The 16,094-nt window shown below is 45.0% G+C and carries 8 protein-coding genes and 1 pseudogene; all 9 read right to left on the reverse strand.

What is annotated here, in order from left to right; translation table 11 throughout:
* Window positions 1-16: 16 nt before the first annotated feature.
* Window positions 17-676 (reverse strand): annotated as a pseudogene (locus QUA58_RS10770) (Uma2 family endonuclease).
* Between the two features lie 234 nt (window positions 677-910).
* Window positions 911-3,184: an FdhF/YdeP family oxidoreductase gene (locus tag QUA58_RS10775; RefSeq protein ID WP_333394021.1), complete on the reverse strand. Its 2,274-nt coding sequence runs from the start codon at window positions 3,182-3,184 to the stop codon at window positions 911-913.
* 358 nt (window positions 3,185-3,542) lie between these two features.
* Window positions 3,543-8,750, reverse strand: coding sequence for an nSTAND1 domain-containing NTPase (locus QUA58_RS10780; RefSeq protein ID WP_333249959.1), 5,208 nt, complete (start codon window positions 8,748-8,750; stop codon window positions 3,543-3,545).
* Between the two features lie 566 nt (window positions 8,751-9,316).
* A complete protein-coding gene (locus QUA58_RS10785) occupies window positions 9,317-9,676 on the reverse strand; it encodes a hypothetical protein (protein WP_333249961.1) in 360 nt (119 codons plus the stop codon).
* A gap of 754 nt (window positions 9,677-10,430) precedes the next feature.
* A complete protein-coding gene (locus QUA58_RS10790; protein WP_333249963.1) occupies window positions 10,431-11,123 on the reverse strand; it encodes a response regulator transcription factor in 693 nt (230 codons plus the stop codon).
* A gap of 346 nt (window positions 11,124-11,469) precedes the next feature.
* The gene (gene map / locus QUA58_RS10795) at window positions 11,470-12,297 is read right to left on the reverse strand and encodes a type I methionyl aminopeptidase (RefSeq protein ID WP_333250077.1); all 828 of its coding nucleotides are present in this window, start codon (window positions 12,295-12,297) and stop codon (window positions 11,470-11,472) included.
* A gap of 139 nt (window positions 12,298-12,436) precedes the next feature.
* Window positions 12,437-14,506, reverse strand: a complete 2,070-nt coding sequence (locus QUA58_RS10800; protein ID WP_333394023.1) for a response regulator — start codon at window positions 14,504-14,506, stop codon at window positions 12,437-12,439.
* A gap of 7 nt (window positions 14,507-14,513) precedes the next feature.
* Window positions 14,514-15,239 (reverse strand): chemotaxis protein CheB, encoded by a 726-nt coding sequence (locus QUA58_RS10805; protein WP_333249967.1) that lies wholly within the window; start codon window positions 15,237-15,239, stop codon window positions 14,514-14,516.
* Window positions 15,193-16,020: a protein-glutamate O-methyltransferase CheR gene (locus tag QUA58_RS10810; protein WP_333249969.1), complete on the reverse strand. Its 828-nt coding sequence runs from the start codon at window positions 16,018-16,020 to the stop codon at window positions 15,193-15,195. The genes QUA58_RS10805 and QUA58_RS10810 overlap by 47 nt, the downstream gene beginning before the upstream one ends.
* Window positions 16,021-16,094: the final 74 nt, after the last annotated feature.

Raw genomic sequence — 16,094 nt, forward strand, 5'->3', positions numbered from 1 at the left:
AATGATAATTCTACACTCAACCTTCGGATGATAGCTGTTCGACAAAAGCTTGATGTTCCGCTGTATCCAAACCTTGCTGCAAAACAGCTAAAACCTCAGCTAAATTTCCTGCTAACAAAGCTGATACAGACAACTGCAATCCCGGAAAAAATTCACTGCAAATTACACCATCAGCATTAGGTTATAATGCAATATATTCGCCTTCCCTCAACCTCAGCCAATCAAATCTTTGCTGGTAAGTTCTCCATACCAAATATTCTTGCACTCGATGACGGCGGTAAATTCTTAACTTGTCGTGCAAATCGTAGGAAGCGCTGCTTGCAGCAATTTCTACCACCAACTCCGGTGCCCCTTCCAGATAATCGTCATCGCTAACAGTAGATTGTCCGCCGACATCGATTCGCAGCAGCGCATCCGGTTGCGGTTCGCTATCTTCATCGAGACGCACTGTAGCAGCATCTGACAAGTCTACTCCCCGCGTTGCAGCGTAGTAAACCCCCAACCAACCCATAATCAAACTGTGAGGTTTGCCATGCTTTCTATGTCGCAGCGCTGATGCAATATAAACCACTCCTTCAATCAATTCTGCTTTTTTCCCGTGTGGCATCATCTCATAGCGACGCTCAAATTCATGCCGCGTCAATCTGTCACCACTTTCTAACGGAATTAGATCGATCGCACTTTTGCCATTTTCCCGTTTTTATGAATTGGCGATCGCAATTTTTAGATCTGATTTCATCACTTTCTCCTTGACAAAATTAGTCGTCTGGTGCGCTGTGTAACCCTACATTAGTCGTCCGTCTGGTGCTTATTTTTATTGAAACTCTTGTCGGCCGTTGCTCTGAGCAGCGCCCCAAAGATACAAGTATAAACTAAATGCACCAAACGGATAAATATTTCGCAGCAAACCTCATGCTTCTGCGTATACAAAAGCAGGTACGCGCTTGTAAGCAGGCGTACCCGATCGCTTTTCAATTTCCGGGTGAAAAATCACATTAACTTCAGGATAAAACATCAAAGCAGCCCCCTCACGAACCGCCCCGTAAATCACCTCGACATTTTCCATTTTCCCCACATTTCCCTGCACCGTAACCCGCTGATGTTCCTGCACACCCACACTTTCGGCATCCGCGCGGTTCATCAAAATGCAGTTGCGGTGAGGCATTCCCCGGTACTTGTCATCAATTTTGTAAACCACAGTATTGTGCTGAGAATAGCTGCGTCCCGTCATCAATGCCACAACTAAACCTCGCACTGATTCTGATGCTCCAAACTCTTGGGCTGCGGGTAGTTTCAGGACTGGCAAAGGTGTAACAAACATCTTTGCTTTGCCGGAATCAGTAGGAAATTTAGGTTCTGTAAAAATGCGACCTGCGATCGTAAATTCCTCTTTTGTTCTATCAATTGTCCCTAATTTTTCATAGCCCGGAATAGTTTGAGCAATCAATTGGCGCACGTATTTTGTGTCTTGAAGTAGGCGCCAATGAACCGGAAACTCGCCGTGAATTCTGCTAGCTAATTCCGTCAAGAATTCTACCTCTGAAATCAGATCGGCATTTTTGAGATGAGTTTCGCCCTCATCATTTAAACGCACAAAATTATTCCCAGATTCCACCGTTGTTTTGTGGGGATTTTCAAAGCGATTCAGCACAGGAATCACAATTGTATTGTGCTTTGCCAATCCGTGAAAATGCCCTAAATTCGGTTTGGTTGCGAGGTATATAACGGTTTCAACATTGCTTAAAGCGCGTTTTGCCTGAGTTGAATCTGGATTCGCCCCATACAAATTACCGCCCAGACAGATCAGCGTATCGACTTTGCCTGCATCTGCTGCTTCAATGAGCGATCGAGTGTCGTAGCCCTTAACAGGACTGAGGGGACGATTTAATAACTTTTCTAAAGCTTGTTGAATTTCTTTTTTCAGATTCACAGTGACGCCCATAGAGCCGAATCCTTGGACGTTTGAGTGTCCTCTGACGGGCATTAATCCAGCACCTTCTTTGCCAACATTTCCTGTCATTAAGGCAGTATTGGCAATGCTGAAAACATTATCTACACCGTTATCGTGTTGGGTAATTCCCATCGCCCAACCAAAGACAACTCGCTGTGAAGTGCCGATAATTTTGGCTGCCTCCTCAATTTCGGCTTGGGAAACTCCGCAGGTTTTAGTAATAGTTTCCCAATCGGTTTCGCTGGCGTGCTGGACTACTGATTCCCAGCCTTCTGTATAGGCTTGTAAGTATTTTTTGTCCAGCAATCCTTGTTCAATTATAGACTTTTGAATGCCGACAAATAGCGCCGTATCGCTGCCCGGAATTGGTTGCAAGTATAAGGAGGAAATATCGGAACCGGGGATGAGCGACTTGACGGGAAATGCGGGAGAACCAAACTTGACTAACCCGATTTCCATCACCGGATTGATTACAATTATTTTACCGCCTTTGTCGCGAATTTTAATTAACTCGTTCATCAAGCGGGGATGGTTGTAGGCAGAATTTGCGCCCGCGAGTACGACGCAATCTGCTTGCTTCAAGTTTTCTAAACTCACTACCGAGGTGCGTGTGGCAAACATTTCGCTTAAGCCAGTTGTCGAGGGAGCGTGGCAGAGATCCGAACAATCTGCTAAGTTATTGGAACCCATCGCCCGCATCATCAATTGCAGCAGAAAAGCCGCTTCGTTTGAAGAGCGACCGGAACTGTAAGATGCCACTCTTTCGGGGGTTTTACGAAAAGCAGCTTCGGCAATTTGATAAACTTCTTCCCAAGAAATGCGATCGTAATGAGATGAACCCGCCCGCAAAATCATCGGAAAACTCAGCCTTCCCAACCTATCGGCTTCCATTGAAGTTAATTGCTGAAGTTCTGCAATACTCTTCTTTTCAAAAAATTGAGTTGAGATAGCCGGCTTGATTTCAGCGGAAATTGCTTCAACGCTTTTCATGCACCGCTGCAGTTTTTCGCCCTCTTCATTTGTAAAACCTCCTTTCTGCCCGCCAGTGCCCCAAGAACATGACAAACAAGCACTTTTGTGCAGCAAAGTTTTCCAAAGTTTCGCGCCTTCCGGGGACAATGTATGTTCTGCCCAATATTCTATTACGGGCAAACCGCCACCTATCTCTGGTGTTTCCTCGTTTGTCTCGTTGAATCGCGGAACGGGTTGGATATTTTGGGAGTTGATTTCCATGCGGCTTACCTTTTGTTTGAATTGCGAATTGATGGGCAGTTAAGTTTATTAATCTAATTTACCGCAAATTTACAGCACAAAAAATGAGTCAATAGATAGATGTTTTAAGAAGACCCGGCGGTTCCAACCGCCATCTTATTTTACCAGAAAGAATTGGTTTAAAGCCTCTCCCTTGTAGGGAGAGATTAAAATCAGACTATTCATTACTCCAATCCTCTTCCTTCTTTTGTCAAGTGCTGTCAACCCTTCTCTAAGCAACCTGTCAACTGTCAACCTGTTTGCTGTCAACCCTTCGACAAGCTCAGGGCAAGCTGTCAACTGTCAACTGTCAACTGTCAACTGTCAACTGAATGAAGGTTTACTTCTTCTTATTTAAAGCCTGCTTCCCAAACCCAAGACACAGCAGTCGATCGCCCTCAGCAACATTCGGGTCATTCTGCAAATAATCTCCCAACCACTCGCAACTGCGAGCAATGATATTATTCAGTTCCAAATTCTCCACAGGCCACAAAATTACACTTCTATCCCTGCTAGCAAAAGCCAGAATTTTGCTATCCGAACTAAAAGTAACGCTCAACACCCGATCGCTCGACTCCAAAGTCTTCGATAGCAGCGCCTTCTTGCCATCAAAATCCCACAGCTTAACAGTATTTCCCCCACTCGCCGCCGCAATCAACTTGCCGTCTGGACTAAAACTCACGCTTTCTACAGTATCGCTGTGGTCGAGTTTTTCAGTTAAATTTGCTACCTTGCCATCAAACCCCCACAAGTAAACTTTTTTGTCAGCGCAAGCAGCAGCAATAGTCTTGCCTTCGGGACTGAAACTAACATTTTTAACACTGTCTTGGTGGTCGAGAGTTTTCAGAATTTTCGCCGACGCACCGTTAAATTGCCAGAGGTAAACTCTCTTTTCTCCGGTAATTTCAAAAGCATTTTTCTTCCCGCTTGCCTTGTCCTCAGCAGCGGTAGCAGTAGCAATTGTTTTGCCGTCAGGACTGAAGCTAACGCTAATTACTGGATTGCTGTGATCGAGTTTTGCAAGCAAAGTTGCTTTAGAACCGTTCCAGCGCCAGAGATACAATTTGCGATCGGCATTGGCGGCGGCAATTATCTTTCCGTCTGGACTAAAACTCACGCTTCTAACAACGCCGCTGTGGCTCAGAGTATCTAACAGTTTCCCGTCTAAACTCCAAACTTTCACCGTTTTGTCATTGCTGGCAGAAACAACATTTTTATTGTCCGGCGAAATGCTCACCCAGGTAACAGAATCCTTGTGATCTGCTAAGGTTTTGAATAAACTGCCGTCAGGGCGCCAAAGTCTCACGGTTTTGTCGCCGCTAGCAGAAGCAATTGTTTTGCCGTCCGCACTAAAACTGACTTGGTAAACCCAGTCTCCGTGTCCCGATAAAATCTTATTCAACGGAGTGCTGTCAGGTTTCCAAAGTTTCACCATTTTGTCCTTACTTGCCGAAGCAATAGTGCCGTCCCCGCTGAAACTTACGGCCCTTACGTCGTCTTGATGTCCTCGAAAAGTGTTGAGCAAAGTGCCGCTGCGACTCCAAACTTTTACCGTATCGTCTGCACTGCCGGTGACAATTTTTTCGCCGTCGCGACTGAAACTTGCGCTGACAACTTCATCGTTGTGTCCTTTGAGAGTTCTGATTTCCTCACCGTTTCGGTTCCAAACTTTGGCTGTGGTGTCGGCACTTGCTGAGACGAGTTCTCGACTGTTTGGACTGAACTTAATGCTGTACACAATGTCAGAATGTTTGGTTAATGTTTTGGGATTAATTGTAAATTTCTGGGTTTTACTTTCTCGGTTCCAAAGTTTGACAGTTTTGTCAACACTTGCTGAGGCTATTGTTTGGCCGTCGGGGCTGAAACTGACGCCGAGCACCCAGTCTTTGTGTCCGGTTAAGGTTTGCAGCAATTTTTTGTTCGCAAGGTTCCAGATTTTGACGGTGTTGTCGTGACTGGCGGAAGCTAGGGTTTTGCCGTCGGGACTGAAACTGACGCTGGTGACGATATCGCGGTGGCCGGATAAAATGCCGTGAAGCGGAGCTATCCCGTAGGGAATCGCACTTTTGTCGTTATCTACTTGCCAAATTCTAATTGTACGATCGGCACAACCAGTAGCGATCGTTTTCCCATCCGGGCTAAAACTAACACTCGTCACGCTATCTGGGTGATTGAAAGTTTTTAATAACTTACCTTCTTTGCTCCACAATTTAACAGTTTTGTCAGCACTTGCCGAAGCAACTGAATTGCCATCGGGACTGACACTCACATCCAAAACAAACTTGCTATGCTGCTCGAAACGGTTGCGTTCTTGCACCCCGGAAACTGATTGTCTGAGTCTCTCAGCAATTTGATTTTTAGTATCCACAGGCAGCGCTGTACTTTTCAGAGAATCTCTGGCGATTTTGATACTATTTCCCAACACTCCTAATTGATTTTTTTCATTAGAAAGCACCAAAGCTTCCGACGCCGAATTTAGGGCATCAGTCCGACTTTTTTCTGCTTCTTGCCGTGCGCTTTCCGCTAATTTTGCTTGCTCGAATGCCATCCCCGAAACACCTGCGAGTACAAGCACTCCTAGAACCGCCGCCCGCAATTGCCATCTCCGAGTGTGGTAAAGTTGAGCTTCCGCTTGGTACTGTTTGTCTCTAGCTTCCGACAGCAAAGCATCTTGCTCTCTGTCTTTGCGAATTTGTTCAATTTCATCTCGGTTAATTTGGTTTTGCTTTCGCAGTTCCTCAACTTCTGCCTTTTTATCTAATTCTTGCTGCTGGCGAATGAAGCTAACTAAATAATCGTGAACGAGCTGATAAAGCTCTGCCGGTAGTTCCGTCCATCGAAAAACTAAACCAGAGTTTACTAACAGTTCTAAGACTAAATCTAACTTGTCAGATTCAGCAAATGTCGCTAAATTTGAAGCTAATTCGGCGCGGGTTTTTAGGGGACGTATCTCCTCTTCATCGGTTAGCAAATATAATACTCGGCGCGCCGCTACTTCATTTTCCGGGCCGCAATCTTTGATGACTTCTTCGAGAAACCTTTCGACTAACTTTTGTTGCGGATTGTTGCCAAGTTCCTGATATTGAGTTAAAGTTCTAATGTTCTCTTGTTGCAGTTGAGCGCCGACAAGTTGTAGTTCGATCGGGCGGACTTCTCCCAATTCTCCAGCTAAATCTTTGACTAATTCTTCGATCAGCTCTGGTTCTAAGTAAAACTGCGCTCGCTCAGTTAAAGTGCGAATTACCGATCGCGCATCGACTAGCGAAAAATTTCCCAAATAAAACAGAATGTTTTTGCTGAGAATGTCCTCCAAAATATCATTGTTAACGAATCCTGTCTGGTTTTTGGGTCGGGAAAATTCCAGCAAATAGTGCAGGTAATCTTCCCGCAAACACAGGACGACTTTTAAATACTTGATTTTCAAGCATTCCCGCAAAAAATCAAAAAATCTCTGTCTTTCCGCTGGCTCTTTCCAGACGAAAAAAAATTCTTCAAATTGGTCAAATATCAGAACAGTCACTAAATGTTCGGAATTTCTTTGCAGATCCTTGATAATGTTTTCGTATTCGATCGCCTGTTGTTGTATGATTAATTCTACTGGCTGTGACTGCTCCCTTTGATCCTCATTATTCCCAGTCGAGCCACCGTGAAATCCCGAAATAAGATTTCCCTTGACTCCACCTGCTTCTACGGTCAAATCTACCGGAGAAATTTCAGGTACTGCTTCGGCAATTTCCGGATCGAATATTTCAGCTTTTCCAGCAGATAACTGTCTGGTAAATTCCCGCGGCCAGTTGTTGTAAACTTGCAGCACTACGGGCAAAACAGTCCGCATTTCTATTTTTTTTTGTTTGAGAGCTGGTACTAATCCTCCCGTGACTATTGAACTTTTGCCAACTCCAGACTGACCGTAAATTACTGTCAGTTTGTCGGGGGTATTGTTCATCCTATATATCAAGCGGTTGAGGTCTTGCTCTCTACCGGAAGCTGTAATTTCGTCAGCAATAGTAGCAGCGTCGGCAAGAGTTTCGGCGACGGAATTAACCGCTTCTCTGTGCGGCTGCAACTTTCCGGCTCCAATAAAAGCTCGGAACCGATACGTGTGTTCCACCGCTCGATAATCTTGCTTAATTTGAAATGCTTCGAGATATTCTCCCCGCTGAAAATAGAGCGATCGCAGCATTTCTAAAACCCGCAAATACAGTTGCGGGTTGTAGCAAGGTTCGGTTTCCAAGCGAGCAAGCTCTAAATGGGCGATCGCCTCCTGCACCTCACCCAACTGACTCTGGGCCTCTGCTAAAATTAACAGATATAAGCCTAGATGCTGCGACTTTACAGGGGTTCCATGTCCCATCGCTTCTAAATTTGAGTTGAGAACGTCTAGAGCCACTAAAGCCCATTCTTTCGCCCCTTGCCAGTTCTTTTGCTCTAAGGCTACTCTAGCCAAAAAGCCGTAATCTTGAGCCAAATTAACTGCTGTATTTTCCATATTTTCATGTAACCTCCGAGCTTTGATCGCTAAATTCCAGAGTGCATCCCAATCTTCTAAATGCTGCAATACTTCGCCAAGTTGATTGATGAATATACCAACGGCATCCGGCCGTCCCGCCCGTTCTAAAACATCAATACATTCCTGAAAATAATTCTTAGCTTCCGTCCAGTAAGGACGGTTGCCGCTGCGGTGTTGTTCTGCTTGGAAGCGGTAGCAAAGACCGATGTGGAATAGCAGAATTCCCTCTAACACCGGTGCTGGGTGAACGGTAAATAACAAATCACTAAATTCTGTTTTTGCTCCAATAAATGCTACTTGATACTTCCAAAAACTCAGACTTTTTTGATACAATTCAATAGCCGCAGGGATGCGCTGACAAGCATATTCGTGCCTACCGCGAATAAATTGCAAACTCGCTTCAATAGCTGGTTCTAACCTGATGTTGCAAGTTTGCAAGTCTTGGCTAGCCGACTCTAGTTCACTCAAAGAATTGGCCCCGAGAATGGCAGAATTAGTTAAACGCCAATTGCCACTTTCTAAAATGTTGGAAAAAATGCGATCGGCACTTTTGCCCAGGAAATCCACCAAGTCGTCGGGGCCAATCACAAATTCAACGCTTGTCGTCCAAGTTTCGATATCTGTTACTAACCGAATCAGTTTTTTTAAGATTTTGTCTGTCACCCACAGCACCACCGGGAAGGGAAAATTATTCCGAAATTCTTCCCTCACGTAGTTGGTAGAAGTCAGCACTCGATCGATCGCACTTACCGATTCCAATCCAAACACCATTAAAGCTGGCGGATGGCTGCAGGAAAGTTTGGTTTCTATCGTCGTGTAAAGAGTTTTAACAGATGCGGGAAGGACAATTTCTCGAATCTCGATACCAGACTCCTCCCGCAATTGCCGTACAGTTTCCTCTCTCATAGCGCTGTAATTGCACCGCACCAAAATCAGCGAAAATTGCCCCTGAGACATCGAGAGAGTCCGGGTGAGAGTTTGCAGCGAACTTTTGTTTTGCTGTGCTGCGGTGTCTTGCTGGCAGTGCGAATTAATCATAATTAATATTTGAAAAATTTCTCAGGATAGGTGCTGTAAACTGTCGAAAAAAGGAAGTTCGGCAACGGATTATTTAACGGATGTAAAGGATGGAAGTTCGGCAACGGATTATTTAACGGATGTAAAGGATGTAACGGATGTAACGGATGGAAGGAATCGACGGATTATTTAACGGATGTAACGGATGGAAGCAATCGACTGCAGGGGAAGTGCAATTAAGAACTTCCTAACCGTTTTGGCGGTTGCTCTAAGTTTACTTTTACCCGTTTTTACGTTGGCAAATCACTGCGAAGAATCATCTGATTAATTTTATTTCTGCCCTTGTGGGCGATTTCCAATCACGGGGAACTATCAATTAGTTAAGTTTATTTCAGCCTGCCTACTTATTGTTTTAGCCGATCGCATTAAAGCATACCCAAAAAATACATACTCTGTTATTCGCATATTCCCAGCAAAATCAACCGGATTTTACTGAAATCTTGATGATTGCTCAAATTCTACCCAGCAAAAGAGTTTTTGTTTGCGGGGCTCCCAGCCATCGCCCAAATCGCGCAAATCCGATTCAGTTATTCGCAGATCCCAGAAATCCGGCATTCCCGGGTTGACTGACCCCTTGCATCACTGAGATAAACTACCGGCGGCGGCTCATCAATTACAGCTTGAAGATTTTTTGTCATAAATTTACTAATCTCGATATCTAAAGTAGCTGCAAAATCAGGTTCATCCCAATCCTCGCTTTCTTCAATGCTGATGGTTGTTGGTGGCCCAATATCAAAATCTAGCTCATCGCCAAAATCCGAAACTTTCTTAATTGGATCTATTTTCTGACCGGTATCAGCGGCAAAAGCTTGAGTTGTATTGGCTATTAGTAGGAGTGGCAGTGCTACTATGGCACGTATAGTTTGTCGCGCCGTGATTTTCCTCATGCTATCCTCCTAGTATAAACTAAACTTTGGTGCTGCTATAAATTCAACATCCGCCGCTACTTTAGAGCGCTGTGAGTCGATTTTAGATTTTAGCTTTACTCCACAGATGAATCTGAGAGCTGGAACTAGGGCATAAAATTGTGGGCTACTTACCTCTCCGGCAGTTCACAAGTATCCGTTTTTGAGCAGAGTCATTAATTAATAGTGGCTTGCTTTTCCATAGGATATAACCTGATCTGTGACTCTTCGCGGCAAGTTTGCTTAACGGAGCATATCCGGTCAAGTGTTTGCCTTTCTATTTACTACGTGAAAACTCTTAAACATTCAGGTTTTCCCGTTAAGTAATTCCCCAGCTTTTGCGAGTGTTCATCTCAGACTCAAAGCCGTGAGAAGTTCGTGAAGCGTAGCTATCCCGTAGGGAATCGCACACCAGTTTTCGCACACCAGTTTTCGCACTCCCGCGCTGCCACCAGCAAGCTGATGTGAAATACCACAGCTACCGGATATCTGTCAATACTTATATCTTAACATTTCTAATTTTTTGCATAATTCTCGTTACCAGAAAGAATTTGTTTAAAGCCCCAAGCCTTGTAGGGAGAAATTAAAACAAGACTATTCATTACTCCAATCCTCTTCCTTCCAGGTAGAGGTCGCTATCAACTATCAACTGTCAACTGTCAACTGTCAACTGAACAGGCTCTTCCTGGTAACGCAGATAAGCAAGGAAGAGCCTCCAGCCAACCCGAGAGGGCTCCTATTTCGTCAAGCCGTGTTCGAGAGCGAAGCGAACCAACTCAGTACGGCTGTTAGTACCCGTCTTGCTAAACAAACGGCTGACGTACTTTTCCACATTACGCACGCTAGTTTCCAAGCGGCGGGCAATTTCCTTATTCATCAAACCTTGAGCAACCAAATCCAAAACACTTTGTTCTCGCGGAGTCAAATCAATTTTAATCGGCGAAGGACTTTGGGCGATCGAACTCCGCCCACTCAGCAAAGACTCAATTCTCGCCATTTGGCTTGTCAAAGCAGCAATATCTGGACTTTCAGCATTTTCGCTCTTCTCCTTAGCGGCCGCGCGACGGGCCAGCAAATTGGTTACTATTGCTACTAATTCGTCGGGATCGAAGGGCTTAGAAAGATAAGCATCGCAGCCTGCTTGATAGCCTTGAATACGATCGCTCGTCATCCCCTTAGCCGTCAAAAACACCACCGGCAAAGCCTTATAGCGAGGATCTTCCCGCACTTGCTTCAGAAATTGATAACCGTCCACCTGGGGCATCATAATGTCTGAAATCACCAAATCGGGATTGTACTGCTGCAAGAGTTCCCACCCATCCCGAGCATTACTGGCAACCTCAACCGCAAAATCGCTATCTTCCAAATAAGCTTGTACCGCTTCCCGCAAGCCCGGTTCATCATCTACCAATAATAATCGTGCTAACATATCCGTTACCCTTACGTTTTATCACTATTATCTTTGAAATTAGCCGAATTCAACTATTTTTTTACTCCATCTATAGAAGCAATTCAAAAAATTGTGGTAAAACTCTTGAGTTTTGAGTTTTGTTTTGCTGCAACAGACAAGATTACCAAAATAGTTAGGAGTAGTTATAATATCATAGGATCGAAAACTTAATAACTTAAGCATCTCCTACAGTCCTCTCTCGTGTAAGTTGCGAGATAAAAGGAGGCAGAGCCTCCGGATCTGCATTACCAGGCAGAGCCTGGTAACGAGCAAAATCTGATTAAACCGACTTTTACAATCTTGTCTATTCTTGAACTATTCCGACTTAAACTTTTGAACGATCGGTCAAAATTTCATAGCCAGTTTCCGTCACCAACACAGTATGCTCAAACTGAGCAGACATAGCATTGTCAACCGTTACAGCAGTCCACTTGTCAGAAAGCGTCCGAGTGTACTTAGAACCGGCATTCAGAATTGGTTCGATCGCCAATGTCATGCCCGATCGCAATTTCACGTTTGGCATTTCGCGGGTGCGGAAATTGAAAACCGACGGTTCCTCGTGCAAATTTCGCCCGACACCGTGGCCCGTAAACTCCTCAACGATGCTAAAACCGTTGCTTTTGACATGATCTTCGATCGCACCAGCCAGATCGAGCAAATAGGCTCCAGCCTTCACTTGTTCGATGCCTTTGTAGAGAGCTTCTTCTGCGACTCGGATTAATTTTGCAGATTCGGGAGTCACTTCCACAACTGCGATCGTAATGCAAGAATCGCCGTGAAAACCTTGGTAATATGCCCCCGTATCTACTTTAAGAACATCTCCGGCCCGAATTACCTTTTTGGCGCTGGGGATGCCGTGAACAACTTCGTTATTAATGCTAGAGCAAATCGAGCCTGTGAAACCGTGATAGCCTTTAAAACTCGGAGTTGCACCCATAGAACGGATGCGTTTTTCCGCATAAGCATCCAAATCAGCAGTAGTCATTCCCGGTTTCACCATTTGGGAAATTTCTTTGAGTACCGTTGCAACGATTTTCGCTGCCTGCCGCATAATTTCGATTTCGCGTTCCGACTTAATTTCAATGCCTCGACGCTGTTTTTTGACTTGGGGTGCTTGAGTTGGGCCAGAAAGCAGACTGCTAAAAATATTCATGTATTGATTGGCGGGTAATTTTGTACTTTGACGGCAGGTTGAAGCAAAAAAACGGCAAATATCCAGTTTTTTGTGGAAAAACGAGTGTCTTGTTCCCAACTGTCGATCGCTTGTCCTTTTAGCTAGCTTAATATTTTTCTCAGTAATCGGCACGGGATTGGGGGGTCAATAAAGCGGTTTCAACCGCCGAGTCTGTCGGTTCAGGATTTCCGAGCATTCCTGTGAGGTTAGCAATTGCGGCAATTAACTTAGTGATGTCAACTGGTTTAGATAAGTGCATCTGGAAACCAGCTTCCAGCGCTTGCTTGCGCTCTTCCTCTCTCGCGTAGGCTGTCAGGGCGATCGCAGGCATCTTTCCACCCCTGAGCCTTTCCATTTCTCTCACCCGCGCCATCAACTCGTAGCCGTCTGCTTCCGGCATTCCAATGTCGCTCAGCAGCAGATCCGGCCAATAACTATCCAGTGTATCTAGAGCCCCGGCCACCGATGCCGCCGATCGCACCAGAGCTCCTTCATCCTCGAGTAAAGCAATCAAAAACTCCCGCGTGTCATCGTCATCATCCACCACCAGCAACTGCAAATTAACCAGAGTTGGGAGGGTTCCGGCCTGGTCATTGAGCTCGGACCAATCATCGTCATCCGCGAGGGCGTTCCTCTGTGCAAGAGGTAGAGCCACCGTAAATTTCGCACCCTCGCCCGGATTATTTTCTGCATATACCTTACCGCCGTGCTGTTCCACCAAGTGACGGACGATCGCCAATCCCAGTCCCAAACCCCCGTAAGACCTAGTTGTGCTGCTATCAGCTTGGCGGAAGCGATCGAAAACATAAGGCAAAAAATCAGGAGCGATACCAATGCCGCTATCAATTATCTGAATTTGAGCCTCATCGCCAACTGACTCCAACCGCACCTCTACTTTACCCTCTTGCGGACTAAACTTAATCGCATTTGACAGCAAATTCCATACAATTTGCTGCAAGCGATCGAAATCGCCGATAACTTCACCTACATTTGGACTGCACGTTAATTCTATGACTATTGATTTTTCCTCAGTCAGCGGCTGCAAAGAATCTATTGCCAGCTTGATCGCAGATTCCAACCGAATCGGATGCATATTAAAATTTAGTTTCCCCCGGAGAATCCGCGAAACATCTAAAATATCTTCGATGAGTTGAGCTTGAGATTTAGCATTGCGCTCAATTGTTTCTAGGGCTTTTTCAATAGTGTTTTGGTCAAATGTTTTGCTACGAAGCAGCCTAGACCAGCCGAGAATTGCATTTAAAGGAGTGCGGAGTTCGTGAGAAAGAATCGCGAGAAATTCATCCTTCATCTGGTTAGCTCTCTCAGCTTCCTGCCGCGCCACTTGTTCGCGGATTAGTCGGCCGCGTTCTTCCTCTGCTTGCTTGCGGTCTGTGACATCTCTAACCGTACCCACGTGACCGATCAGTTTTCCCAAATCCGAAAACATTGGCGACGACTGTACGTTAATCCAACGCACAGTTTCGCTCCCAGCTAATCGAAACTCATTAGAATATTCGTGGCCTTCTTTAATCCAAGCTAACCAATGTGCTACTACGCGATCGCGATCTTCTTCATGAACTTCCCGCTGCCAAATCTCTGCTAAACTTTCCTCCAAAGTTAACCCGCAAATCGCTTGACAACGGGGATTGATGTATGTACAGCGGCCTTCAACGTCAGCTAAGTAAATTCCCAGCGGGGAACAAGCACACAAAGTGCGAAACCGCTCTTCACTTTTACTTAGTTCACTATTAACAGCAGCTAACTGTGTTGCTTGCTGCTTCACCTCGACTGTTTTTTGGAACAATTCCACAAATACCTGCACCTTCGATGTCAATATTTCCGGTTCCAAGGGTTTGAAGAGGTAATCCACCGCACCCAGAGAATAACCTTTAAACACGTGGGTGTCATTACTGCTGAATGCTGTGATAAAAATAATCGGAGTCGATCGCGATCGATCTCTAGAGCGAATCAATGTTGCTGTCTCAAATCCATCCATTCCCGGCATCTGCACATCAAGCAAAATTACCGCAAAATCTTGATTAAGCAGACATCTCAGAGCCTCAGCGCCCGAATTAGCTTGTACTAGATGATAAGAGGGGCTGTTGAGGATAGCTTCTAGAGCTACCAAATTTTCTGGGCGATCGTCAACTAAAAGGACATTTACTCGATCGGGGCGCTGCAGATTCATAATTTTTTTAATCTTTAATTCTTAGCAAATTGACTAAACAGGGAGCGATTTTAGAGAGGGGTAAAATCCAGTCTACTTCAACATTTGCGATCGCGGAGGCCGGCATTGTCCGGCATTGAGCCGAAGCCGGTTCCTCCACAAATGTCAATCCTCCCTCAGCTTTAATTTTTGCCAGCCCTTCACTCCCATCAGAACTAGCTCCCGTTAAAATTATGCCGATAACTTTCTCCCCAAAGGCATCAGCAGCAGACTCAAACAGCACATCGATTGAGGGCCGCGCGTAGCACACAGGAGCCTCAGTTGATAGTGCAAATTTAGGAGTTCCGCGATTGGGGATTAGGGATTTTGAATTATGGATTGACTCCACTGCCACGCTCCCCCATTCTGTAAAGTCGTTTTCATACAGGCTCAACTCCTCGTCAGACGGCGATTCTATTAGCAAGTGATAGTCAGCAGGAGCCAAGTAAACCCGTCCAGGTACGATCTCCTCTTTGTCTTGGGCCTCTGTGATTTGGAGAGAGCTTTGCTGTTGTAAAACATCAGTAAGCCTATCCTGAGAACTCTTATGGCGGTGTTGGACAATAACTACAGGCAAAGGAAAGCTTTGTGGCAAATCTGCCAGCAGCACAGTCAGAGCCTCTAGCCCTCCCAAAGACGTGCCAACAACCACTATTTCAAAATTGTTTTTATTTAACTCGGCGGTAGAGTTTATCGCTACTTTCAATTGCTTCATAGTATTTTTCATAAGGTGTAAAAATCAGAGACTCCTGATGTCCCAGCCCTAAAACTCCAAACATTCCCATGCTCTCATAAAAAAGCTTGTGTACCCGCTCTTGGAGGTGTGAATTGAAATAAATCATCACATTCCGGCACAAGATCACATTAAATTCATTAAAAGAAGTATCCGTTGCTAAGTTGTGATGAGCAAAGACAATATTATCTTTAAGTGAAGAGCGAAAAATAGCATTTTCATAGGCAGCAGTGTAATACTCAGAAAACGCTTTCTTGCCACCCGCTTGGTGGTATAGTTGCGTATATTCTTGCATTTGTTTCAGCGGGAATATCCCCATTTTGGCTGTTTTTAAAACTAATTCATTCATGTCCGTAGCGTAAATCCGACAACGGTCATACAGTCCTTCTTCTTGCAGCAAGATTGCCATAGAATATACTTCTTCTCCCGTTGAACATCCAGCGTGCCAAATCCGAATAAAAGGATAAGTACGCAGCAGCGGCACCACTTTATTTCTGAAACTAATGTAAAAGCTGGGATCGCGAAACATCGCCGTTACATTGACAGAAATGTCTAGCAGTAAACGATCTAGGTAAGCAGGATTGTGAAGTACCTTTTCCTGAAGTGCAGAGACAGTGGTGAGCTGTTCCGAGCGAATAGTGTTCCAAATACGGCGCTTGAGAGAGGCAAGAGCATAATTACGAAAATCAAATCCGTAATAGCGAAACATTCCTTCTAGTAGGAGTTGAATTTCGATTGTTTCCAGTTCATGGCTTTCGGGCATTTCTAATTACTAATTGGTTATTGGGCATTTTTGACTGTTGACTGTTGACTGTTGACTGTTGACTGCTGACTGTT

This window comes from Microcoleus sp. N9_A1, assembly GCF_036701795.1.
In the GTDB taxonomy this organism is placed as follows: Bacteria; Cyanobacteriota; Cyanobacteriia; order Cyanobacteriales; family Microcoleaceae; genus Microcoleus.